Raw genomic sequence first — 23,558 nt, forward strand, 5'->3', positions numbered from 1 at the left:
CGGCGAGGATAAGTCCCATCATTTTGGTAATTACCATCATGACGTTGGTGCCGATTATTTTTACAATGCGTTCACCTGCAATAAAGAGGAGATAGGTGATATAACATATAAAAGCGTAAATAGCTATTACAATAGCCAGGTGTGTAAGATCTTTGGCGGCAGAATAACTCATGGAAGTAGTGATGGCGCCGGGACCAGCCAGCAGCGGCATGGCCAGTGGGGTAATGGCTACGCTGATGCCCTGATCTGCTTTTACAGTTTGCGCACCCAGTTTAGGATTTTCTGATTTAATCTCTTTTTCTCCGCGCACCATTTCATAACCAATCACAAAAACGAGTATACCACCCGTCACACGCAAGGCCGCCAATGTAATTCCAAATACATGGAAGATGAGTTTACCCGCTACACTAAAAACAAGAATGATGCAAAAGGCAATGAGCACCGACTTGGTGGCAATGTTGCGCTTTGCTTTCTTGTCCATGTTGGAGGTCAGCTCCATAAAAACGGGGATGGCAGAAATAGGATTGACGATTGCCAGTAATCCCATGAATACCGTTGTTGCAAATGCAATGTAATTATCAAATAATGCCATCATATCAGCAATATAATAAATTTTATTTACCAGCTAAATAAGAATTAAAGAATTCTTTTATGCCCGTAAACGGGGGAGCTGCCAGTTATTTCTTAAACTCACGAGTCGTATCCCGACTATAACGGCAACGGCTATACTTTTTGAGATATCTCCGGGGATACCGGTATAGTGACCGGCCAACAGGTATAAAATGCCACCTGCAATAGAGGCGGCAGCATATATTTCACGGGTAAAAAGAATGGGTTGTTCGCCACAGATGACATCACGGAGCAGCCCGCCGAAAGTACCGGTAATAACGCCTAACGCTACACATACGGGCATAGGTAACCCCGCAGCGATACCTTTGTTGATACCGGTGATGGTGAACAAGCCCAAACCAATGGCATCGAATGTACTGAGAAGGCGGGTGAGTTTTTTTACATAAGAAAAAAACAAAGCGGCAATAATGGCGGCTACTATAATAGCCGTGTTGCTTAACTCATCTGTCATCCAGGCAACCGGTGTTGCCCCGATTAACAGATCACGTATCGTACCGCCGCCGATGGCTGTAATAAAAGCCAGCGCCAGTAAGCCAATAACATCGTATGATTTATTGATAGCTGCTGTTGCGCCCGAAACAGCAAATGCAAAGGTGCCTAGTAATTCTAATCCCTGAATAAAGGTGAGCTGCATTCTCCTTGTCTTGATTTGCGGTCGAAGATAAGAATACTTTAAATCATCATATGAAAATTCTAGTAGTCAAAGGCAGACTCCCCACGCAAGGTGCGCTCAATCTGATCACTCAGATCTCGGCTAAATCCTTCTACTTCAATTTTCGGATGATGGTCCAGGTAAATAAGAAACCGCCCGGTTTCATTGGTCACCAGGTCATAAATATCTTCCAGTAAGGCACAAAGGAGTTTACGGGTAGTTTCCGCAATCAGCGCCAATGAGCTATCTTCGAATTGCAGGTACTCACGGTTTTTATAAGATAAGGCTATCTGAATCATAACTGATGGTTTTTCTGTAGGATTTAGTGGACCGGTTATTTTCTCGCTAACCGGTTGGTTTTCATTATTTAATTATTAATTCTAACATAAAAATAGAAAAAAAGAAATACATAAATTCCAACTAAAGGGTGATTTTTTATCCACATTGCCTAAAAAAAATAAAATATATAATATCTTCCGAAGTTAACCGCCGACACATCTACATAACCATTCTCATATTGTTGATTTTTTTTCTTTTATAATTTGGCTACCATTGCACATTATTCTTACATAATGAAGAAACTAACATTAGTCCTCGTTTTAATTGTATGCTACTATCTCCCTATGCAGGCCCAGCCAGGCAAGGGCATGAGATGGAGCCTGGATGGGAAGTCCTTCTACAAGGCCACTCCCTCAGGTATTGAGTCGAACCCTTTAACCGGGGAAGCTCCCACGGTGAAAATTCCTGCAGCCGCTTATCATGGCCTCGCTTTGAAGGATTTTTATTTTTCGGCAGATGAAAAAAAGATACTGCTGTACACCAATTCAAAAAAAGTTTGGCGCTATGAAACCCGCGGTGATTACTGGGTGCTTGATATCGCCTCCGGAAAATTGCAACAGCTGGGCAAGCAACAGCCCGCCTCTTCACTGATGTTCGCCAAGCTTTCTCCTGATGGAAGCAAGGCCGCTTATGTAAGCGGACATAACATTTTTGTAGAAGACCTGCAAACCGATGCCGTAACGCCTATCACCACGGATGGTACCCGCCGCTTTATTAACGGTACTTTCGACTGGGCCTATGAAGAGGAATTTGGTTGCCGCGACGGCTTCCGCTGGAGCCCCGACGGTAAAAGCATCGCCTACTGGCAAATTGATGCGACCAAGATCCGCGACTTCCTCATGATCGATAACACTGATTCTATTTATTCCTTCACCGTGCCCGTAGAATATCCAAAAGCAGGTGAAAGTCCTTCTGCCTGCCGCATTGGCGTTGCAGATATACAAACTGCTAAAACAACCTGGATGCAGGTTCCCGGCGATAATCAACAACATTACATTCCCCGCATGGAATGGGTGCCAGGTAAAAATACCCTTATCATCCAGCAGCTGAACCGCAAACAAAACCACAGCAATGTAATGTTGTGCGACGCTGCTACCGGTAAAACACGTACCCTCTACCAGGAATCAGACAGCGCCTGGATAGATGTGAAATCACGCTGGGACGATGATAACATTGCCGGATGGGACTTCCTGAAAGGCAATAAGTCGTTTATCTGGGTAAGCGAACAGGATGGCTGGCGTCATCTGTATAATATTAATACAGAAGATGGAAAAGCTACTTTGCTCACACCAGGCAACTATGATGTAATCAGCATCGCTAAAATTGATGAAGCGAATAACGTCATCTATTTTTTAGCTTCTCCCGAAAACCCTACCCAACAATATTTGTATAAGGTAGCTTTAACAGGTGGTAAAGCAGAACGTATTACCCCTGCTAACCAACCGGGTAGCCATGAGTATAAAATTTCTCCGTACGGCGCCTGGGCCCTTCATGATTTCAGCAACGCCTATACTTATCCGGTAAGTGAAAGCGTACAGCTGCCAGCGCACAAAAGCAGCAACAATGCAGTGTTGAACGCTATCACCAAATCGGCTGATGCTCCTAATAAGCCGGAATTTTTCCAGATCACTACGGTGGATGGTGTTACGATGAGCGGCTGGATGAGCAAACCGGCTGATTTCAACGCAGCTAAAAAATATCCGGTGGTATTTTATGTATATGGTGAACCTGCGGGTGCTACATCGCTGGATGCTATTGGCGCAGGCCGTAACTTCCTGTATGATGGCGATATGGCAGCAGATGGCTACATCTACGTCAGCATGGATAATCGTGGCACACCATTGCCTAAAGGCAGTAAATGGCGTAAATGTATTTACCGTAAAGTAGGACTGATCAACGCCAGAGATCAGGCGATGGCGACCAAAGCGCTGATGCAGAAATATTCGTTTATTGATCCTGAACGCACAGCAGTATGGGGCTGGAGCGGTGGAGGTTCTATGACATTGAACCTGATGTTCCAGTATCCGGAAATTTATAAAACCGGTATTGCTATCGCTGCAGTAGGCAACCAGCTTACGTATGATAACATCTACCAGGAACGCTACATGGGGTTACCGGAAGAAAACCGCGAAGACTTTGTAAAAGGTTCGCCTATTACTTATGCGCGTAATCTGAGTGGTAATCTGCTGTACATCCATGGTACCGGCGACGATAACGTACATTATCAGAATGCGGAAATGTTGTTGAATGAACTGATCAAATATAACAAGCAGTTCCAGTTCATGGCGTACCCTAACCGTACACACAGCATTTCTGAAGGTCCTGGTACTTTCCAGCACCTGTCTACTTTATATACCAATTACCTGCGCACGCATTGTGTGCCGGGAGCGAAATAAGCCATTAGCTTTTGGCAAAATGCCGTGAAGATCATTATATGTTGGTCTTCGCGGCATTTTGTTTAAAGCTAATCGCTAAAAGCTTACCTTTGCCTCCCTAAATAGAAAAATATGTCCAGGACGGGTATTATTGGTATACTGGCAGTGTTGCTGGTAATTGCGTGCACTTTTTTGCCGTGGTCTTATGTAGAAAGCAGGCATCTGACATTTACCGGTATGAATGGAGCCGGCTCCAATTACGGAGAACCAGGCAGGTTGAGTATCATTTTATCCGTATTGGCAATTGTTATTTTTGTGATAAAGAATAGATGGGTATCGAGGATTAACCTGTTTATTGTAGGGTTTCTGGTGGCGTGGACATTCAGAAATCTTTTGTTGTATTCCCGTTGCGAGATAGGGGAGTGTCCTCAACCGGGAATGGCCTTGTATGTATCACTGGGCGCTGCTTTGGTGGCATTTGCCTGCGTGTTGTTTACTCGCTCGCCTAAATGAGATAATAGTAATTGATTTTATATAGATGGTGTCAGGAGATTTTCCTGACACCATTTTTTATTTTCAGAAGATGGTTTTGTGCAGTATCCATGCGCCTGCCAGCACACCGGCGCCCATGATCCAGTAACGCAATACGATGGGTAAAGGACGTTGAGCGGTGATTCTGGCTTTTATAAAGCTAAAAGCAGTTAATCCCAGGAAAACCAGCATGATGCTGGTTTGTGAGGCAGCGGGGAAGTTTTCGTTGGAAAAATAAGGCCCCAGTGACAACGCACCACCCACCCAAAAAAAGAAGCCGGTCAGCAATGCATGTCGTATGGCACGGGAACGCTTAAACGTAGTTTCCACTACCTTTTCCTGCTCCAGTATCTGTTCCCAGGTTTGGGCATCTTTCTCCATTTCCTGTTCTATCTGAGCAATGGTACCTGCATTAATATCGAGCCGTTGTAGTTTGGATCTTTCCTGGTCAGATAGCAGGGCGCTGTCGTGTTGTGCATCCCCTTTATTAGCGTGGAAAGCGCCGATCATCACCAGTATGCCACCTATTGCCCAAATGAAAAGATGCAGCGTATAAAAGCTTTGCACTTCAATGGGAAATACCTGGATCACCTGTGTAGCAAAGAACAACAGGAAAAGCCCATCGGGAAAACCGATTAAAAAGTCTGTTTTCCATCCGGAACTCCGGATGGCTTTTTGTGATGCTATCATACTACAATAAACTAGCTGAAAGCCTGTTCCAGGCTTCTTTTGATGATCTGCACGCACTCAGCAATCTGGCCTTCGTTGATGGTCAGTGGTGGTGCAAATCGTATTTTATCTCCGTGTGTTGGCTTGGCCAGCAGGCCATTCTCTTTCAATGTTAAGCACAGATCCCAGGCGGCTTCCGGATCATCATGCTTGATGATGATAGCATTCAGTAATCCTTTACCCCGTATGGTGGTAATATAGGGAGATTGCAGATCCTGCAGACCTTTGCGCAGCAATGCCCCCATCGCGGCTGCATTCTCTGCCATTTTTTCGTCTTTGAGTATTTGCAGGGAAGTGATGGCTACTTTACAGGCCAGCGGGTTGCCGCCGTAAGTAGAGCCATGTTCACCTGGTTTAATGGTGAGCATGATTTCATCATCCGCCAGCACGGCGCTTACCGGTAAGGTGCCGCCAGATAAGGCTTTTCCGAGAATGAGAATATCCGGACGTACATTTTCATGGTCGCAGGCCAGCATTTTGCCGGTACGGGCCAGTCCTGTCTGGATTTCATCTGCGATAAACAATACGTTGGCATCCTGGCAATATTGTTTTGCTTTGGAGAGGTAGCCTTCATCGGGCACCATCACGCCTGCTTCTCCCTGTATAGGTTCTACCAGGAAGCCGGCTACATTTTTATCCTGTAACGCTTGTTCCAGCGCGGTTAAGCTGTTGTACGGAATCACTTCATAACCTGGCATAAACGGGCCAAAGTTATTGCGGGCAGTAGCATCAGTGCTAAACGAAATAACGTTCAGCGTACGTCCGTGGAAGTTATTGGAGCAGACAATAATTTTTGCTTTATTTTCCGGAATGCCTTTTACCATATAAGCCCAGTGACGGCATAGCTTCAGCGCTGTTTCCACCGCTTCCACGCCGGTATTCATCGGCAATACTTTATCGAATCMGAAATAGGCAGTTATGTATTGCGCATATTCTCCCAATAAATCGTTGTGAAACGCACGGGAGGTAAGGGTGAGCTTTTGCGCCTGAGCAATCAGGGTCGCAATGATTTTAGGATGGCAATGTCCCTGATTGACCGCAGAATATCCGGATAAAAAATCATAATAACGTTTGCCGTCCACATCCCATAAAAAAACGCCTTCGCCCCGGTCCAGTACAACCGGTAACGGATGATAGTTGTGGGCACCATACTGTTCTTCCAGCGCCAGGTAATGTTGAGACTTTTCGCTTATCGTGTAGGATGGTATCATAATAAGCCAAAAGTACGGGAAATTTATAGAAAGCCGAAAGCATAAAGCATAAAGCAAAAAGCTATTGCAGCGAGTGATTGAAGCGTATCAATATCCGCAGTGAGCACTCGCTGCAATAGCTTTTTGCTTTATGCTTTATGCCTTCAGCTTCTTTACCAGGTCGATATACTGCTGCATCGCCGCATCCTTGCCGGTACCTTTCAGTGCTGCCCACGCTTCATATTTGGCTTTGGCCACAAAATCAAATGGGTTAGCCGGGGGATCAATATCTACATCGCCGGTGCTGCCTTGCTTATACAAACTGTATAACTGCAACAAAATTTCATTGGAAGGTTTTTCCGCCAGTGTTTTACTGTCTGCCAGTGCCTGTTCGAACTGTTGAGTGAGTTCCATATTCGCTTAATTTTAAAATTTAACAAAACGGGTTAGTGCCTTCATTTTTCCCTTATGTCTATAAAGTTGAGCATTATAAGTTAATATATCAAAAAAAGCCGCTGGTCTTCTTCCTATCTCCCTAAAAACCAAACAACAAAACATAATCACTAAACCCATTAACTAATGAACTAATTTCAATACCTTTGCCCGCTGAAAAGGTTTCGTGTAGTAAATTTGCATCAGGCCTAAGGAACAGCAAAACATCATATGAAGAATATTCGCAATTTTTGTATCATTGCCCATATTGACCATGGTAAAAGTACCCTGGCAGACCGTTTATTGGAATTTACAAAGACTATTTCCGACCGTGATATGCAGGCGCAGGTACTGGACGACATGGACCTTGAACGTGAAAAAGGAATCACCATCAAGAGCCACGCCATTCAGATGAGCTACACCGCTAAGAACGGGGAAGAATATATTTTTAACCTGATTGATACTCCCGGTCACGTGGATTTCTCCTACGAGGTATCCCGCGCACTGGCCGCCTGCGAAGGCGCATTGCTGCTGGTAGACGCCGCCCAGGGTATCCAGGCACAAACCATCTCCAACCTTTACCTGGCACTGGAGAACGACCTCGAAATCATTCCTGTCATCAACAAAATTGATATGCAGGGCGCTATGATCGAGGAAGTAAAAGACCAGATCATCGAACTGATTGGCGTAAAAGGAGAAGATATCCTGCTGGCATCCGGTAAATCCGGTATCGGTATTGAAGAGATCCTGGAAGGTATCGTTAGTCGCATTCCAGCGCCGAAAGGTAGCAACGACGCACCTTTGCAGGCATTGATCTTTGACAGCGTTTTCAACTCTTTCCGCGGTATTATCGCTTACTTCCGCATCTTCAACGGAACCATTAAGAAAGGAGATAAAATCCGCTTCTTCAACTCCGGAGAAGAATACTTCGCTGATGAGGTAGGTATCCTGAAACTGGGATTAGCCCCCCAGAAAGAAGTCTCCACTGGCGACGTGGGATATATTATCACCGGTATCAAAAGCGCCAAAGAAGTAAAAGTAGGAGATACCATCACCTTATCCAACAACCCTTGTGAAGAGGGAATCAACGGCTTCCAGGAAGTAAAACCAATGGTATTTGCGGGTATTTATCCGGTAAATACAGAAGACTTCGAAGAGCTGCGCGAATGTATGGATAAACTGCAACTGAATGACGCCTCACTGACCTATGAGCTGGAAACCTCACAGGCGCTGGGCTTCGGCTTCCGTTGCGGATTCCTCGGTATGCTGCACATGGAAATTATCCAGGAAAGACTGGAAAGAGAATTTAATCAAACCGTGATCACTACCGTTCCGAACGTAAGTTTCATTGCACATACGACCCGTGAAGGTACCATCATTGTAAATAACCCGAGTGAAATGCCCGATCCTACCAAACTGGATAGAATCGAAGAGCCTTTCATCCGCGCGCAAATCATTACCAAACCCGAGTATATCGGTAACATCATGACCCTCTGCCTGGGCAAACGTGGTAACCTCCTTAACCAGAGCTACCTCACTACCACCCGTGTAGAGCTGATGTTTGAAATTCCGCTGACAGAAATCGTATTCGATTTCTACGATAAGCTGAAAAGCCAGACCCGTGGCTACGCTTCCTTCGACTATACGCCGATTGGTTTCCGGGATAGCGATATCGTAAAAATGGATATCCTCCTGAACGCTGATAAAGTGGATGCATTAAGTGCGCTGATCCACAGAAGCCGTGCACAGGATTTCGGTCGTAAGCTCACCGAGAAACTGAAAGAACTTTTGCCACGTCAGCAATTCCTGATCGCCATCCAGGCTGCTATTGGGGCTAAGATTGTGGCGCGCGAAAACATTAGTGCGATGCGTAAAGACGTAACCGCTAAATGTTATGGTGGTGACATCTCCCGTAAACGTAAGCTCCTCGAGAAACAGAAAGAAGGTAAGAAACGTATGCGCCAGATCGGTAACGTAGAAATACCACAGGAAGCATTCCTCGCAGTGTTGAAGCTGGACGATTAATACCGTTCTTCATTATATTTTTAATTAGCGAAGATGAAAGCGTAAATTTTGCTTTTATCTTCGCTAATTTTTTTTATAATCATTGATCAAAAACCAATCACCCATGCGTTCCTTAGTACTGACATTAACTATTGCCGCTTTATCATTTTCCGCAAAAGCCCAGCAATCAACAACTCCGCCTGCAGCTGACCAGGTAGTAAAAGAAGCCTGTACTGCAGCTACCAAAAAACATAAAAAAGTATTTGTGCTCTTTCATGCTTCCTGGTGTGGCTGGTGCCACAGAATGGATACCGCTATGAATGATGCATCTGTTAAAAAAGCATTTACAGATAACTACGAAATCCGTCATATCACGGTATCAGAAAACGGACCAAAGAAAGTACTGGAAAACCCGGGCGGTACTGAATTACTGGCGAAGTATCATGGCGATCAGCAAGGTATCCCTTTCTGGGTGATACTCGATGCAGATGGCTCTTTCATTGCAGATAGCCGCCTGGCCGATGCCAGTGGTAAACTGCAGAATGTGGGTTGCCCTGCACAAAAAGAAGAAGTCGATTACTTCGTGGGACTGCTAGAAAAAACCTCTAAAATGAAACGTGGAGAACTGGAAGCAGTACGTACCCGTTTTGCTAAAATAGCGCCACAAGCTGCCCATTAATCATGATCCACAGCAGGCAGGTAATACTATGAGGAGATGTGTTACCGTAGTCACCTGCCTGCTGCCGGAAACCACTCCCTATTATATCCTGCACGTTTTATCGCTATTTTTCTGATGGCATAAAAATTTGTGGCACGCGGATGGTTTTATAACTGGGTGAACTGTTTAACAGATCATCTGTTATACCCTTTAAACCTTACCGTATGCGAAAATGGCTCAGGATCTCCCTTATTACCTCCGGCGTATTGATAACCCTGCTGTTGTTGTTATTCCTCGGTATGACCTGGTACATTCATGCCAACAAAGCGAACTTCCTCAAGCAAATTACAGGGCAGCTTAACGAGCGGCTGAATGGTACTATCACCATCGAAGACATTGAACCTTCCGTGTGGAAAAGCTTCCCCAATGTATCTATCGGCCTCAAAAAAGTAGTATTGCAGGATAGCCTCTGGCAGCAGCATCACCATGCCCTGCTGGACGTTAACTATATTTTCGTACGGGTAAATACGTTATCACTGCTACGCAAGCACGTAGATGTAAATGAGATCACCTTACAGGATGGGAAAATCTATCTCTATACCGACACCTCCGGGTATTCCAATACCTATGTATTGCAAAACTCCGGGGGAGAGAAAAAGAAAAAAACAACTTCAAAAGATGCCAATATCGAACAGTTGACCCTGCGCAACATAAGTTTCATTATCGATAATCAACAAAAATTCAAACTATTTAACCTGGATATCAATCGCCTGGATGGGAAAATGAAGTCGACCGACAGCTCCATACAATTTACCATGCTGTCTGATATCCTGTCTAAAAGCTTCGCCTTTAATACCAACAAAGGCAGCTATCTGAAAAACAAAAAAATGCAGTTGAACCTGTCGGTCATCTTTAATAAACGCACTAAAATACTCATGGTTCCTTCCCAGGAAATCAGGATAGATGACCACCCGGTGCAGATTGCCGGGCAATTTGGATTTGGAGAAAAACCACCGCCTTTTCAGTTAAAAATCACGGCCAACCAAGTGTTGCTGCAGGATGCGGCAACCTGGCTACCGCCCAATATCAGTACCAAATTAAGCAACATTACCCTCACCAGGCCGCTGGATGCCGAGGCTAACCTCGACGGGCATATGAAATTCAGGGATACCCCCAAAGTGGTCATCACCTGGAAAACCACCAACAACGTACTGGTGACGACCATGGGAGAGTGGACCAACTGTAATTTCACCGGTAGATTTAATAACGAAGTGTTGCCCGGACAAGGACATACTGATGAAAATTCCTCGGTCAATCTTTTCCAGCTAAACGCTACACTGGCGGGTATTCCCATCAAAGTAGATACGATCCGGGTGGTAAATTTAAAGCAGCCATTATTACACGGACATTTCCGCTCAGATTTCCAGCTGGTACAACTCAATGACGCTGCGTCAGACGGACCTATTGTTTTCAAGTCAGGTAGCGCCAACCTGGATTTGTTTTATACCGGGCCTGTGTTGAAAGATGACAATACACCTTCCTCGCTGCAGGGTGTAGTAGCCGTAAAGCAAGGTGCATTTACTTATGGGCCCCGTAATTTATCTTTCCACAATGCCAATGCCACGCTGCGTTTCACAGGACAAGACCTGCAACTGGAAAATATACAGGTACAAACGGAAAAGAGTAGTCTGCAAATGGATGGCGCCATCAAAAATTTACTGAACTTATATTTTACTACACCGGATAAAATAGAACTCACCTGGAACATCCGTAGTCAACTGGTAGACCTCAATGAATTCAAGAGCTTCCTTGGTGTAAGGCAAAAGGCGAAGCCTACTAAAAGCCAGCAGCAGGCTAAAATGGGACGGGTATCCAGGCAACTGGATGTGGTGCTGGCTTCCAGCAATGTAAAGATGAATGTGCAACTGGATAAGGTCATCTATCAACGGTTTGCCGCGCAAAACGTAAAAGCTGGTGTGGAGCTCACCAATGAAGATATTTTGTTAAAGCAAATTGCATTGCAGCATGCCGGAGGTAGTATACAGATGGCTGGCACAATGCACCAGCAGGGGAATAATAATAATTTCAAGATAGATGCCACTGTGAGCAATGTAGGTATCAGTCAATTATTTTATGCCTTTAACAACTTCGGCATGACGAGTCTTAAATCGGATAACCTGAAAGGGAATGTGTCTGCTAAAGTAAATCTGAAAGGAAATATACTGGACAACGGTTCGCTGGCGAAGAATTCCTTATATGGGACTGTTAATTTTAACCTGAGAAATGGCGCCCTGATTAACTTTGGGCCACTGGCCGACATCGGTAATTTCGCATTCCGCAAAAGACATCTGGATAGTATCATGTTTGAAAACCTGAGTAATACCTTCCAGGTAGCCGGCAACAAAATCATGATTCCGCCTATGCAGATTGCGTCCAGCGCCATTAACATCGATGTAAACGGTGTATACGGCATTGATGGAGGCACTAATATTAACCTGGATATTCCGTTGCGTAATCCCGCCAAAGACGCGGATATTACCGATAAAGAAGAGAAACGCCGCCGTAGCCGTAAAGGGATTATTATCCATTTACGCGCGGTATCAGATAAAGATGGAAAGGTGAAGATTAAACTGGGAAAAGGAGATAAGGAAGTAACGGGAAATGCCACCGATATTGATACCGGAGATTAAAACGAATGAGGCCATGTAGTACAAAACTACATGGCCTCAATACTATAACTGATAACAACTATTGACCAACTGTCTGAAACGCCTGCTCCATATCGCCCTGGATATCACTGATATGTTCTATACCCAGTGAAACGCGCAACACACCTGGAGCTACACCTGCTTTTCTTTGTTCTTCTTCACTCAATTGCTGGTGCGTGGTAGTAGCCGGATGAATGATCAGCGTTTTGGAATCGCCAACATTCGCCAGGTGGTAAATTAACTTCAACGACTGTACGAATTTATCTGCAGCTTCCCTGCCACCTTTGATCTGGAAGCTCAATACGCCGCCAAAGCCGTTTTGCAGGTACTTCTGCGCCAATGCGTGGTATTTATTGCCAGGTAATCCGGGATAGTTCACAGAGGCTACCTGTGGATGCTGTTCCAACCATTGGGCCAGTGCCAGTGCATTATCAACGGTGCGTTGTACGCGCAATGATAATGTTTCCAGTCCCTGAATGAACAGGAAAGAGTTCTGTGGCGCTAATGCCGGTCCCCAGCTGCGTAAGCCGGCCACGCGTGCGCGTATGATATAGGCAATGTTACCGAACGGGCTGTGATCTCCAAATACTTCCCAGAACTTCATGCCATGGTAAGCTTCGTCTGGTTCACTGAATTGTTTGAACTTGCCATTGCCCCAGTTGTAGTTACCGCCGTCTACAATGATACCGCCAATGCTGGTACCGTGGCCACCAATCCATTTGGTAGCGGCTTCCACTACTACGTTGGCGCCATGTTCCAACGGGCGGGCCAGATAGCCGGCAGCGCCGAAGGTATTGTCTACCACCAATGGAATATCATGTTTGCGTGCAATGGCGCTTATTTTTTCAAAGTCAGGAATGGCAAACCCGGGATTGCCAATGGTTTCCACATAAATGGCTTTGGTGTTTTCATCTATCAACGCTTCAAAGCTGGCCGGGTTGTCAAGATCCGCGAAGCGGGCTTCTACACCAATGCGTTTGAAGCTTACTTTAAACTGGTTAAAAGTACCACCATACAGGTAAGAAGAGGTAACGAAGTTATCGCCGGGCAACAGGATATTGTGCAGGGCAATAAATTGCGCCGCCTGTCCGGAAGCCACTGCCAATGCACCAACACCGCCTTCCAATGCTGCCACTCTTTTTTCAAATACATCCGTGGTGGGGTTCATAATACGGGTGTAGATGTTGCCAAACTGCTTCAGCTGGAAAAGATCCGCGGCATGTTCTGCACTGTCGAAAGTGTAAGAAGTGGTTTGGTAAATAGGTACTGCCGCCGCATGTGTAGTGCCTTCCGGTTGATAACCTGCATGTACCTGGAGTGTGTCAAAATGTAATGGCTTAGTGGACATAACCTGTAAAATTTTAAGGTGGGGAATAAAAGTCTACAAATATAGTAGACTAATTTTAATAACAAAACTTTTTGTGAGATAATCGCAGAAGATATAAATATTAATGATATTTTGATACTTAAACCGCAATAAAACTTTTCATGTACAGTAGAATAATAGTGGCTTTAACGCTAATGCTGGCAAGTATTTCCGCCATAGCACAGTCTGATACACCTTTTATTTTCCGGATAAATCCTAACGTAGTGCCGTTAGACAATGCGGCCGAGTATCAGGATCTGCTGAAAAGTTTACATGGTTTTCTCAGTACCAAAAATGAGGATCTGCACAAGAATAACTATTGGCTTTTATCAGATTTTACTACTTATCCTGCCCCTTACAAGGATTTATATTATATAGAGATGAGCAGCAAATATCAGGATGCCTTGTTCTACAAACCAGTGTTGGTGGGTATTCAGGTACTTTCACCGGCAGGTAGCTATCTGCTGAGTCTGGCGTTTATTAGTCAGCATGAAAGCGATGCACCCGTGCTGCGCGCCATCTACCGCATTGCTGTAGTGAAAACACCGCAGGGATTCCGTTTTAAATATGCATTACCAGTGCTTACTGCCCATTGGAAAACGACCCGGATGAAGGAAGTTAATTTCGTGTATTCGGCTACGTTAGATTCCGCTGCAGCAGCGAAAACGGTGGCATTCAACCATGAACTGGCCCGTCGGTTTGGGGTGGCGCCGATTGCGTTTACATACTATAAATGCGTGGATCGCGGAGAGATGTATCGTATCCAGGGCTGGGATTATGAAGCCAGAGTGATGGCTGATACCACCGGGGGACTCGCAGAAGCCGACAGACGGATTGTCTTTAGCGGCAATAACAGCGAATGGTATCCGCATGAAATCGTTCACCTGTATATTAACAGTATTTACGCGGCTACCCTGAGTCCTGCTATCAGTGAGGGATATCCGACTTACCTGGGCGGAAGCGGCGGAAAATCACTATCCTGGCACCTGCAACACCTGGCCGGTTTTTATGCCCAACATCCCGAACGTAACATCATGGCCGATATGGAATCGGGCTACGATGTAAATCACCAAAGCACCGTGAGCTACGTAATAGGGGGGCTGATTTGCCAGCTTACGGACCGGCAATACGGCTGGAAAGGTGTTAAGAAATTATTAAGCGCCGGCAAACAATATGACGATTTCTACAAGGCGGTGGAGGGTTTGCTTGGGGTTAACAAAACTAATTTCAACGATTTTATCCGCCAACAATTTGCACCATACAATAAAAAATAATATCTTCGGTAGCTATATTTGCTCTTATCAATCGCTAAAATAGCTTTATGCTTTATGCCTTCAGCTTTTGGCTAATTTAAAAAATCGTGTTTCCGTGAAGAAGCACAGTTGACCAATGTTATTAACTATTACGACTAAACGTTACCCCGCCACTGACCTTGGCTATCTCCTGCACAAGCATCCCGCTAAAGTACAAACAGTAGAACTGACAGCTGGTAGTGCACACATTTTTTATCCTGAAGCTACAGATCATTCCTGTACAGCCGCGTTATTGCTGGACATAGATCCGGTGAAACTGGTGCGTCGCAACGGCGGAGGGCAGGATTTTGCACTGGAACAGTATGTGAATGACCGTCCCTATGTGGCCTCGTCTTTCATGAGTGCCGCCATTGCTCATGCATATTCTTCCGCTATGAACGGACGTTGCAAAGACAAGCCCCACCTGGTGGATGAGGCCATGCCCTTTGAAATCACGTTATCCGTTTTACCGGTAAAAGGTGGAGAACCTTTACTAAGGCAGTTTTTCGAACCATTAGGATACGAAATATCTGTACAATCCTATATCCTGGATGAACAATTCCCCGAATGGGGGCAGAGCCGCTACTTTAATGTTACGCTGCGTCATACATTGCCACTGAAAACCATTCTGAGTCAGCTATACATCCTGATCCCGGTTTGCGATAATGACAAACATTATTTCGTAGGCGGGCATGAAATAGAAAAGCTCATGGAAAAAGGGCAGGGCTGGCTGGATACCCATCCCAGCAAAGAATTTATTACCCGTCGCTATCTCCGGAATATCGGAACTCTGGCCAAAGAAGCGCTGGGTATGATTATGAAGGAAGAAGTGCTTCCGGCGGAAGTAAAAGAACCGAAGGAAAAAGTACGCCTGCACGATGTTCGCCTGCAAGCAGTGCGCGACCTGCTCCTGGACCTGGGCGTGAGTTCCGTAGCAGATATGGGATGCGGTGAAGGAAAGTTGCTACGCTTACTCATGGAAAAGGCAGCTTTTAAACGCATACTGGGCATGGATGTCAGCTATCATGCACTGGAAATTGCCCAGTCCAAATTAAAGATAGACCGCCTGCCGGAGCAACAGAAAGCAAGGATACAACTTATTCATGGCTCGCTGACGTACCGGGATAAACGCTTATCAGGGTTTGACGCCGGCGTATTGGTAGAAGTGATCGAACACCTGGATTTGCCGCGTTTACAGGCGTTGGAAAAAGTAGTGTTTGAATATGCCCGCCCGCAGCACATCATCATTACTACTGTGAATGCGGAGTATAACGTAATGTATGAGAAACTGGGAGCTGGCGCTTTCCGGCATTCTGATCACCGCTTTGAATGGACCCGTGCCGAATTCGAGGAATGGGGCAACCGTATAGCCGAACAATTTGGTTATATTGTAAACTACAGGCCTTTGGGTGAAGTAGATGAAGTATTGGGAGGACCCAGTCAACTGGCGCTGTTTAAAAGATAATTTATGAAAGAAGAGATATTAGCGAAAATAAAAGAACTGGAACAATTTCACCAGATAAAAATATTATACGCCTGCGAATCCGGCAGCCGCGCCTGGGGCTTTCCGTCGCCGGACAGCGACTATGACGTGCGTTTTATATACACCCGGCATAAGGATACTTATCTGAGCATCACCGAGCAACCGGATGTTATTGAACCGGAGATTGACGAGGTACTTGATTTAAGCGGATGGGATATCCGTAAAGGGTTGCAGCTTTTTCTGAAATCCAATGCCCCTTTGTATGAATGGTTGCAATCGCCTATTGTATACCAGGTGGCAACAGATTTGAAACAAGAGTTAACCGGTTTAATGGATAAATATTTTTCACCGCGGTCGGGTTGTCATCACTACCTGTCTATGGCCTATAACACGTTCACCAACGAACTGGAAGGAACGGAGGTGAAGGTGAAGAAGTACTTCTATGTGTTGCGTCCCATGCTGGCCTGTCAATGGATACTGGCCGGTAAAGGCGTTCCGCCGATGGAGTTTGCTACTTTGCGTACGTTGATTACAGATGCCGCCATACAGGCCGAAATAGATCACTTACTGGAAGTGAAAGTGAAATCAGACGAGCAAACCACTATCGCACCTGTACCCGCACTGCATCAGTGGATAGCAGGTGTGCTGGATCAATGTAAAGAGATGTCGCGTGAAATGCCGGCGGTAAGGAATAATACCACTGAGTTGGATGTGCTTTTCCGGAAATATATTTCGTATGACTTTTGAGGCATTGCAACAACAACGGGAATGCATCCTGCTGGAGTGTGTCAGTGGTAGTCGCGCCTATAACCTGCAGCTGCCCACATCTGACCGGGATATCAAAGGCATCTTCATATTGCCGCAAAAACATTTGTATGGAATGACCTACACCCCGCAGGTATCCAATCAAAGCAACGACGAAGTTTATTTTGAAATAAAACGTTTCCTCGAGTTATTGGAGAAAAATAACCCCAATATACTGGAGCTGTTAAACACCGGCGCCGATAACCAACTATACCGGCACCCTTTGATGGATCTGATAAAGCCGGCTGATTTTTTGTCCCGGTTATGTCTGGAAACATTTGCGGGTTATGCCAATATGCAGATGAAAAAGGCAAAGGGACTGAATAAAAAGATCAATCAGTCGTATCCTGCCGAAAGAAAATCCGTGTTTGAGTTTTGCTACGTTATAGCAGGTGGTCAGAGCGTATTGTTACGTGAATGGCTACACGAAAGGAACCTGCAGGCAGAAGACTGCGGACTGGCACGTATCCATCATTTCCGCGATGTATACGCGTTGTATCACCAGCAGCAGTTTGATGCCGGCGTTACTTTCAGAGGTATCTTTTCCGGTGCAGACGCCAACGATGTACAGCTGAGTGCTATTCCAGCGGGACCTGATCCATTGGCGGTTATGCAGTTCAATAAGGATGGTTATACGGTGTACTGCAAGGACTTTGCGGCTTATCATCAATGGGAAGCGCTCCGTAATCAGGAACGGTATCGTCATAACAAAGAACTGGGTGCGGATTACGACAGTAAGCACATGATGCATACTTTTCGTTTGTTAACGATGGCAGAAGAAATTGCCCAATATAAAGAAGTGCGTGTATTCAGACACGACCGTGATTTTCTCCTGCGTATCCGCAATGGTGAATTCACTTACGATGCGCTGATAGAAATGGCTACCCAAAAATTAGATCACATGCAACAGCTCTATGCAGCGTCAGATCTTCCGGATCATCCTGATCCGGCACTGGCAGAAGCGCTGTTGGTTAGAATAAGAGAAGCATATTATGGCTCGAAGAAATAGTAAATTATCACATATCTCTATACCAGAATTATCATTGGTATTATTAATCGGTCCTTCAGGGGCCGGTAAGTCCACATTTGCCCGTCAGTTTTTTAAACCGACAGAAATTATTTCCTCCGACGTATGCCGTGGGCTTATCAGCGATGATGAAAATAACCAAAACGTATCTGCTGATGCGTTTGAGCTGGTGCGCTTTATAGCTGCCAAGCGTTTAAAGCTGGGATTGCTCACCGTCATTGACGCCACCAACGTGCAGCCGGAATCCCGCAGGCAATGGGTGCAGCTGGCACGCGAATACCATGTGCTGCCTGTGGCTATTATATTGAACATGCCGGAAGACGTATGCCAGGGAAGGAATGACCTGCGCAGCGATCGCAATTTCGGCCGGCACGTGATCCCGCAGCAAATTGGTCAGCTGAAGCGCGGGCTCCGGAATCTGCGGGAGGAAGGCTTCCGCCAGGTGTTTGAGTTGCGCTCTCCGGATGATGTGGCGGCGTTGGAAACCATTACACGCTCACCACTTTATAACAATAAGAAAGACGAACACGGACCATTCGATATCATCGGCGACGTACACGGCTGCTATGATGAGTTATGCAACCTGCTGGAAACCCTCGGCTATGAAGTGGACCGGGAAAATGCCACTCTGATCAGTTCGCCACTGACTACTAACGCAGATGGATACACGCGATATCGTAAGCCCGTTTTTGTGGGGGACCTCGTAGACCGCGGTCCTAAATCGCCACAGGTGCTGCGTTTGGTGATGCACATGGTCAATAATGGATTGGGCTTATGTGTGCCGGGTAACCACGATGCCAAGTTGCTGCGCTACCTGAATGGTAAGAACGTGCAGCTCAGACATGGCCTGGAACAAACCGTTGCACAGCTGACCAGCGAAACACCGGAGTTCCTGGAGTCCGTGAAATCATTTATAGATGGGTTAATCAGCCACTATGTACTGGACGACGGCAAACTGGTAGTTGCCCATGCCGGCTTGAAGGAAAGCATGCAGGGACGCGGCTCGGGCGCTRTAAGAGAGTTTTGTTTGTATGGAGAAACTACCGGAGAAACAGATGAATTCGGATTGCCGGTGCGCTATAACTGGGCACTGGAATATAATGGCCGCGCCATGGTGGTATATGGGCATACACCTGTGCCGGAAGCGCAATGGCTCAATAATACCATCGATATCGATACCGGCTGCGTATTTGGAGCTTCTCTGACAGCACTGCGCTACCCGGAAAGAACCCTGGTATCTGTGCCAGCCCTCGAACAATATGCCGTGCCTGCGCGTCCTATTGGCTACAACGCCAACAGCGTACTGAGCGTACAGCAACAGTATGATAGCGTGTTAAATATCGAAGATTTCATCGGCAAAAGCATCCTGCAAACGCGTTATAGTCATAATGTCACCATCCGCGAGGAGAACAGTATTGCTGCGCTGGAAGTGATGAGTCGTTTTACGATTAATCCTAAATGGCTGATCTATCTGCCGCCTACCATGTCGCCGGCGGAAACCAGCCAGGAGGAAGGATTGTTGGAGCATCCGGCAGAAGGGTTGCAATATTACCGCGAAGCGGGTGTAACACAGGTGATTTGTGAAGAAAAGCACATGGGCTCCCGGGCAGTGGTGATTGTTTGTAAAGATGAACAAGTGGCGGAGCGTAGGTTTGGTGTTACCGGAGAAGGTAACGGAGTTATCTATACGAGAACGGGCCGCGCTTTCTTTGCCGACAAGCAGACCGAACAGGATTTTCTGGCGCGTATCAATGCGGCATTGATCAGCACCGGCTTTTACGACACCTTTGATACCGACTGGGTATGCCTGGATGCGGAGCTGATGCCCTGGAGCGCCAAGGCTCAGGCCTTATTGCGTGATCAGTACGCGGCTGTAGGTACCGCTGCCGGCAAGGCTCTGCCGGAAGTAGTATCAGCATTGAATCAGGCCATCAGCAATGGTGCCCCTGCACAGGCATTGCTGGAAAAATATACAGCGCGTCTGGAGCAAACCACTAACTATGTAAAGGCGTATCGTCAGTATTGCTGGCCGGTAGATTCCCTCAGCGACTATAAGCTGGCGCCGTTTCATATCATGGCCACGGAGGGGAAAACCTGGTTTGACAAGGACCATGAATGGCATATGTCGGCCATAAAGGATATTTGTGCCGGAGATGAACAATTATTGCTGGCTACGCCTTATCTCTTGGTGGATATCGGTAATGAAGACAGTGAGCAGGCGGCCATCAACTGGTGGCAGCAACTGACAGCCGCCGGAGGAGAAGGGATGGTGATAAAGCCATATACCTTCCTCAGCAAAGACGATAAAGGCCTCATACAACCCGCCATCAAGATCCGCGGTAAGGAATACCTGCGTATCATCTACGGACCGGAATATGATGCGGCCCAAAATCTGGAGCGACTGAGGGTGCGCAAACTGTCTGGCAAACGCTCCCTGGCATTGCGGGAATTTTCGCTTGGATTAGAAGCCCTGGAACGATTTGTAAATAAAGATCCGTTACAGCTGGTACATCAATGTGTATTTGGTATTTTAGCGTTGGAGAGTGAACCGGTAGATCCGCGTTTATAAAGAAACAATTGCGTTTAAACATCTTTCTACATTTAAAAATAAAACTATGAGAGCCGTAGCCGTATCAAAATTCAAAGACATACCAGTGGTCATGGATCTGCCGAAACCGGCTGTGAGACCGGGAACCGTCCTGATCAAAGTCGCCGCTGCCGGGATGAATCCCTTCGACTGGAAAATGGTTGATGGTATTATGGATAATGGGAAAACGCCACACCAGTTTCCATTAATCATGGGCGTAGATGGCGCTGGTACGGTGGAAGAAGTAGGAGAGGGCGTTACCCGCTTCAAGAAAGGCGATAAAGTATACGGACAATTTATTCATATGCCTATTGGTGAAGGCTCTTACGCAGAATACGCCATCGTACCGGAGAAATCAGGTATTACATTGGCGCCGGCTAGTCTTTCCGCCGCGGAAGCCGCTGCAGTGCCTACTTCCGGCATGACGGCCCAGCAATTGGTCGATAAACTGGACCTGCAGGAAGGGGATTCCTTACTGATTAATGGCGCTACTGGCGGCGTTGGCTCTTTCGCTGTACAACTGGCCGCTGCACAAGGCATTGTGGTGATTGCCACCGTTGGTGATGAAGCAGGTGCTGCGCGTATGAAGAAGCTGGGCGCCGCAGTGACCATCAATTACAAGGAAGCGCCACTGACAGAACAGGTGAAAGCAAAGTTCCCCGGTGGACTGGATGGCTTGATTGATATGGTGAGCGATGGCGCTGGTTTTACCGCTAACCTGGATCTTTTAAAATCAGGCGCAGGCGCATTGACCACCGTTTTTGTGGCAGATGAAGAAGCGCTTAAATCAAGAAACATTCATGGAGGTAATTTCGAAACCCAGGGTAGCGCAGCTTCGCTGGATACGCTGTCGCTGATGATAGACCGTGGTGCACTGAGTATTCCGGTGGAAGCAAAAATAACGCTGGAGGAAGCGCCTGCGGCAGTAGCATTGAGCCGGCAAGGAAAGGGCGTGGGCAAAACGGTTATTGTTATGCAATAAATAATGAATTGGTGCCGTAAACAATTGTTTACGGCACCAATCACTTTAAATATTTACCGTCGCCTTAAATATTTCGGCGCCATTATCTGTACTGATTTCATAAGTAGCCCCATACACCGTGAATACGCACTGTCCTTTTTGCAAAGCCAGTGTATCATCTCCTTTCACGGTAGCGTTACCACTGATAACAATTAATATTTCCGCTGCTTTTGCCTGGTGCTGGTATACCTTTCCCGCTGGAATATCAATCTTACTTACTTCAAAATCCGGTGCAGGAGAAGGGTAAATTCTCTCCAGTCCGTCTGCGCTGACATTGCCTTTAATGATATGTGGTTGTACGCMTTCGAAGCGGGTATGTTTCAGCAATTCAGGTACATCCACATGTTTTGGCGTTAAGCCACCACGCAGAACATTGTCTGAATTAGCCATCAGCTCTACATTCTGACCTTCCAGGTAAGCATGTGGAATGCCTGCATCCTGGAATACAGCATCACCGGCTTGTACCTGCATGATGTTGAAGAAGTAGATAGAGAAGATGCCCCTGTCAATTTTGTCCATGCTGCCCGGATCATTTAATACGGCGCGTGCGGCCCAGAAACCTGGATCTGTTTTAGACAAACGATTCGCTTTATAGTCAGGGATCATACGATCTGTCAATGGCCGGAGAATAATATTCACCAGCGATTGCGGCATCTCCATTACATTTTTATACAAACCGTAGTAACCTTCTTTTTCGTATATGCTTACCAGTGAGGTGAACTCCGGAATAGTAGTTAATACCTGTTGCAATTGTTCGTGTGGCAAGAAGCCATGCAGCAGGTAAAACTCGCTCAATGCCACCATAATCTCCGGTTTATGGTTGTCATCTTTATAGTTACGATTAGGGGCATTTAAAGGAATACCTTCTGCGTTTTCTCTCGCAAACCCTTTCTCTGCTTCGCTTTTCGTTGGATGCACCTGGATCGATAACATATCTTTTACATCCAGTATTTTAAACAGGAAAGGCAGCTCTTTAAATTTTTCCCATACGGCAGGGCCGGTAATATTGGCGGGGTCTTGTTGTATGAGTTCATTCAGGGGCAGTGTTCCGCTGGCAGTAGTGATGAGAGAGGGAGCACTAGGATGTGCGCCCATCCAATATTCTGCACTGGGTTGATCTGTAGGAGCAATGCCTAACAGCTCCGGAATGTATTTATATCCGCCCCATGCATAATGCTGTACTTTTCCTTCCAGTCTGAATACGTTCATATATGGTTATCTGTTTTACTTGTTAATTATCAGAGAATTGATAAATTTATATGCGTGCAAAAATAGGTGTTAAGTGGTACATTTCAGGCACCACTCGAAAAGTAAATATTTCCGGAGATGTATCATACTGATTGTTTGTTTTAATCTAACCCATATCCCTCATGGAAAATCATCTGACGCTGGGCCGGCAAGGCGAAAACATAGCACAGGCTTATGTTCAGCAGCATTGCACTTTGCTGCATGTGAACTGGAAATCAGGCCGCCGGGAAATAGATATCATCGCCACAAAGAACAATATCATTTATTTTATTGAGGTGAAAACCCGCCGTAGTGCACGCTTTGGCTGGCCGGAAACCGCGGTGAACTTTCGCAAGCAGGCACACATACAGGACGCTGCCAGTGATTATTTGTGTCAATTCCATTTACATCCAGCTGCTATCCGGTTTGATATTATTGCGATTACTTTTTCGGGAGAAACATATGAGCTGATGCATTTCCGGGACGTGTTTTAAGGAGCGGAA

20 protein-coding genes are annotated in these 23,558 nt (G+C 46.1%); 12 read left to right on the forward strand and 8 right to left on the reverse strand.

From position 1 onward, the window contains the following. From AC1DFM_RS19825 to AC1DFM_RS19835, 3 genes are all read right to left on the reverse strand, one after another. Positions 1-595, reverse strand: a 595-nt coding sequence (locus AC1DFM_RS19825) for a MarC family protein (RefSeq protein WP_477078486.1), incomplete at its 3' end; no start/stop codon positions are given. A 54-nt stretch (positions 596-649) separates the two neighbouring features. Continuing rightward, positions 650-1,264, reverse strand: coding sequence for a trimeric intracellular cation channel family protein (locus AC1DFM_RS19830; protein WP_477078487.1), 615 nt, complete (start codon positions 1,262-1,264; stop codon positions 650-652). A 59-nt stretch (positions 1,265-1,323) separates the two neighbouring features. Beyond that, positions 1,324-1,581: a hypothetical protein gene (locus tag AC1DFM_RS19835; protein WP_477078488.1), complete on the reverse strand. Its 258-nt coding sequence runs from the start codon at positions 1,579-1,581 to the stop codon at positions 1,324-1,326. Positions 1,582-1,854: 273 nt separating this feature from the next. Between AC1DFM_RS19835 and AC1DFM_RS19840 the strand changes: the two genes are divergently transcribed. Both AC1DFM_RS19840 and AC1DFM_RS19845 read left to right on the forward strand, forming a co-directional pair. After that, positions 1,855-4,017 (forward strand): S9 family peptidase, encoded by a 2,163-nt coding sequence (locus AC1DFM_RS19840; protein WP_477078489.1) that lies wholly within the window; start codon positions 1,855-1,857, stop codon positions 4,015-4,017. Positions 4,018-4,128: 111 nt separating this feature from the next. Beyond that, the gene (locus AC1DFM_RS19845) at positions 4,129-4,509 is read left to right on the forward strand and encodes a hypothetical protein (RefSeq protein WP_477078490.1); all 381 of its coding nucleotides are present in this window, start codon (positions 4,129-4,131) and stop codon (positions 4,507-4,509) included. A 63-nt stretch (positions 4,510-4,572) separates the two neighbouring features. On the opposite strand, the gene AC1DFM_RS19850 is transcribed toward AC1DFM_RS19845, so the two are convergent. The 3 genes from AC1DFM_RS19850 to AC1DFM_RS19860 form a co-directional block, all read right to left on the reverse strand. Beyond that, a complete protein-coding gene (locus AC1DFM_RS19850; RefSeq protein WP_477078491.1) occupies positions 4,573-5,217 on the reverse strand; it encodes a VIT1/CCC1 transporter family protein in 645 nt (214 codons plus the stop codon). An 11-nt stretch (positions 5,218-5,228) separates the two neighbouring features. Beyond that, positions 5,229-6,467 carry an ornithine--oxo-acid transaminase gene (gene rocD, locus AC1DFM_RS19855; protein WP_477078492.1) on the reverse strand — a complete coding sequence of 413 codons (1,239 nt, stop codon included), beginning with the start codon at positions 6,465-6,467 and terminating at the stop codon, positions 5,229-5,231. Positions 6,468-6,602: 135 nt separating this feature from the next. Beyond that, positions 6,603-6,860 carry an acyl-CoA-binding protein gene (locus tag AC1DFM_RS19860; RefSeq protein WP_477078493.1) on the reverse strand — a complete coding sequence of 86 codons (258 nt, stop codon included), beginning with the start codon at positions 6,858-6,860 and terminating at the stop codon, positions 6,603-6,605. Positions 6,861-7,109: 249 nt separating this feature from the next. On the opposite strand from AC1DFM_RS19860, the gene lepA reads away from it, so the two are divergent. The 3 genes from lepA (at position 7,110) to AC1DFM_RS19875 (ending at position 12,230) form a co-directional block, all read left to right on the forward strand. Further along, positions 7,110-8,903 (forward strand): translation elongation factor 4, encoded by a 1,794-nt coding sequence (gene lepA / locus AC1DFM_RS19865; protein WP_477078494.1) that lies wholly within the window; start codon positions 7,110-7,112, stop codon positions 8,901-8,903. 103 nt (positions 8,904-9,006) lie between these two features. After that, positions 9,007-9,561: a thioredoxin family protein gene (locus tag AC1DFM_RS19870; RefSeq protein WP_477078495.1), complete on the forward strand. Its 555-nt coding sequence runs from the start codon at positions 9,007-9,009 to the stop codon at positions 9,559-9,561. Between the two features lie 203 nt (positions 9,562-9,764). Further along, positions 9,765-12,230 (forward strand): AsmA family protein, encoded by a 2,466-nt coding sequence (locus tag AC1DFM_RS19875; RefSeq protein ID WP_477078496.1) that lies wholly within the window; start codon positions 9,765-9,767, stop codon positions 12,228-12,230. Between the two features lie 58 nt (positions 12,231-12,288). Here the strand turns inward: AC1DFM_RS19875 and AC1DFM_RS19880 are convergent, their stop codons facing one another. Further along, on the reverse strand, positions 12,289-13,596 hold the full coding sequence (locus tag AC1DFM_RS19880; RefSeq protein ID WP_477078497.1) for an O-acetylhomoserine aminocarboxypropyltransferase/cysteine synthase family protein: 1,308 nt from the start codon (positions 13,594-13,596) through the stop codon (positions 12,289-12,291). Between the two features lie 140 nt (positions 13,597-13,736). Here AC1DFM_RS19880 and AC1DFM_RS19885 point away from each other — a divergent pair, with 140 nt between their 5' ends. The 6 genes from AC1DFM_RS19885 (at position 13,737) to AC1DFM_RS19910 (ending at position 21,789) form a co-directional block, all read left to right on the forward strand. After that, on the forward strand, positions 13,737-14,888 hold the full coding sequence (locus tag AC1DFM_RS19885; protein ID WP_477078498.1) for a hypothetical protein: 1,152 nt from the start codon (positions 13,737-13,739) through the stop codon (positions 14,886-14,888). Between the two features lie 115 nt (positions 14,889-15,003). Next, a complete protein-coding gene (locus AC1DFM_RS19890; protein ID WP_477078499.1) occupies positions 15,004-16,371 on the forward strand; it encodes a 3' terminal RNA ribose 2'-O-methyltransferase Hen1 in 1,368 nt (455 codons plus the stop codon). A 3-nt stretch (positions 16,372-16,374) separates the two neighbouring features. Next, a complete protein-coding gene (locus AC1DFM_RS19895; RefSeq protein WP_477078500.1) occupies positions 16,375-17,136 on the forward strand; it encodes a nucleotidyltransferase domain-containing protein in 762 nt (253 codons plus the stop codon). Next, on the forward strand, positions 17,126-18,202 hold the full coding sequence (locus tag AC1DFM_RS19900) for a DNA polymerase beta superfamily protein (RefSeq protein WP_477078501.1): 1,077 nt from the start codon (positions 17,126-17,128) through the stop codon (positions 18,200-18,202). The genes AC1DFM_RS19895 and AC1DFM_RS19900 overlap by 11 nt, the downstream gene beginning before the upstream one ends. Next, positions 18,186-20,789: a polynucleotide kinase-phosphatase gene (locus tag AC1DFM_RS19905; RefSeq protein ID WP_477078502.1), complete on the forward strand. Its 2,604-nt coding sequence runs from the start codon at positions 18,186-18,188 to the stop codon at positions 20,787-20,789. Before AC1DFM_RS19900 ends, AC1DFM_RS19905 begins: the two co-directional genes overlap by 17 nt. Before the next feature lie 46 nt (positions 20,790-20,835). Then, complete coding sequence (locus tag AC1DFM_RS19910; protein ID WP_477078503.1) at positions 20,836-21,789, forward strand: quinone oxidoreductase family protein; 954 nt, start codon at positions 20,836-20,838, stop codon at positions 21,787-21,789. A 45-nt stretch (positions 21,790-21,834) separates the two neighbouring features. Here the strand turns inward: AC1DFM_RS19910 and manA are convergent, their stop codons facing one another. Further along, on the reverse strand, positions 21,835-23,037 hold the full coding sequence (gene manA, locus AC1DFM_RS19915; RefSeq protein WP_477078504.1) for a mannose-6-phosphate isomerase, class I: 1,203 nt from the start codon (positions 23,035-23,037) through the stop codon (positions 21,835-21,837). A gap of 161 nt (positions 23,038-23,198) precedes the next feature. Here manA and AC1DFM_RS19920 point away from each other — a divergent pair, with 161 nt between their 5' ends. After that, a complete protein-coding gene (locus tag AC1DFM_RS19920) occupies positions 23,199-23,549 on the forward strand; it encodes a YraN family protein (RefSeq protein ID WP_477078505.1) in 351 nt (116 codons plus the stop codon). The last annotated feature ends 9 nt before the right edge of the window (positions 23,550-23,558 follow it).

It is taken from the genome of Chitinophaga sp. 05T412 (assembly GCF_056396465.1).

What these genes read in the sequence shown, in the direction of transcription:
- AC1DFM_RS19860 (WP_477078493.1), bottom strand. Translation starts at nt 6,860, where the DNA reads ATGGAACTCACTCAACAGTTCGAACAGGCACTGGCAGACAGTAAAACA.
- AC1DFM_RS19885 (WP_477078498.1), top strand. Translation starts at nt 13,737, where the DNA reads ATGTACAGTAGAATAATAGTGGCTTTAACGCTAATGCTGGCAAGTATT.
- AC1DFM_RS19845 (WP_477078490.1), top strand. Translation starts at nt 4,129, where the DNA reads ATGTCCAGGACGGGTATTATTGGTATACTGGCAGTGTTGCTGGTAATT.
- AC1DFM_RS19850 (WP_477078491.1), bottom strand. Translation starts at nt 5,217, where the DNA reads ATGATAGCATCACAAAAAGCCATCCGGAGTTCCGGATGGAAAACAGAC.
- AC1DFM_RS19910 (WP_477078503.1), top strand. Translation starts at nt 20,836, where the DNA reads ATGAGAGCCGTAGCCGTATCAAAATTCAAAGACATACCAGTGGTCATG.
- lepA (WP_477078494.1), top strand. Translation starts at nt 7,110, where the DNA reads ATGAAGAATATTCGCAATTTTTGTATCATTGCCCATATTGACCATGGT.
- AC1DFM_RS19840 (WP_477078489.1), top strand. Translation starts at nt 1,855, where the DNA reads ATGAAGAAACTAACATTAGTCCTCGTTTTAATTGTATGCTACTATCTC.
- AC1DFM_RS19870 (WP_477078495.1), top strand. Translation starts at nt 9,007, where the DNA reads ATGCGTTCCTTAGTACTGACATTAACTATTGCCGCTTTATCATTTTCC.
- AC1DFM_RS19900 (WP_477078501.1), top strand. Translation starts at nt 17,126, where the DNA reads ATGACTTTTGAGGCATTGCAACAACAACGGGAATGCATCCTGCTGGAG.
- AC1DFM_RS19890 (WP_477078499.1), top strand. Translation starts at nt 15,004, where the DNA reads ATGTTATTAACTATTACGACTAAACGTTACCCCGCCACTGACCTTGGC.
- AC1DFM_RS19875 (WP_477078496.1), top strand. Translation starts at nt 9,765, where the DNA reads ATGCGAAAATGGCTCAGGATCTCCCTTATTACCTCCGGCGTATTGATA.
- AC1DFM_RS19830 (WP_477078487.1), bottom strand. Translation starts at nt 1,264, where the DNA reads ATGCAGCTCACCTTTATTCAGGGATTAGAATTACTAGGCACCTTTGCA.
- AC1DFM_RS19880 (WP_477078497.1), bottom strand. Translation starts at nt 13,596, where the DNA reads ATGTCCACTAAGCCATTACATTTTGACACACTCCAGGTACATGCAGGT.
- AC1DFM_RS19835 (WP_477078488.1), bottom strand. Translation starts at nt 1,581, where the DNA reads ATGATTCAGATAGCCTTATCTTATAAAAACCGTGAGTACCTGCAATTC.
- AC1DFM_RS19920 (WP_477078505.1), top strand. Translation starts at nt 23,199, where the DNA reads ATGGAAAATCATCTGACGCTGGGCCGGCAAGGCGAAAACATAGCACAG.
- AC1DFM_RS19895 (WP_477078500.1), top strand. Translation starts at nt 16,375, where the DNA reads ATGAAAGAAGAGATATTAGCGAAAATAAAAGAACTGGAACAATTTCAC.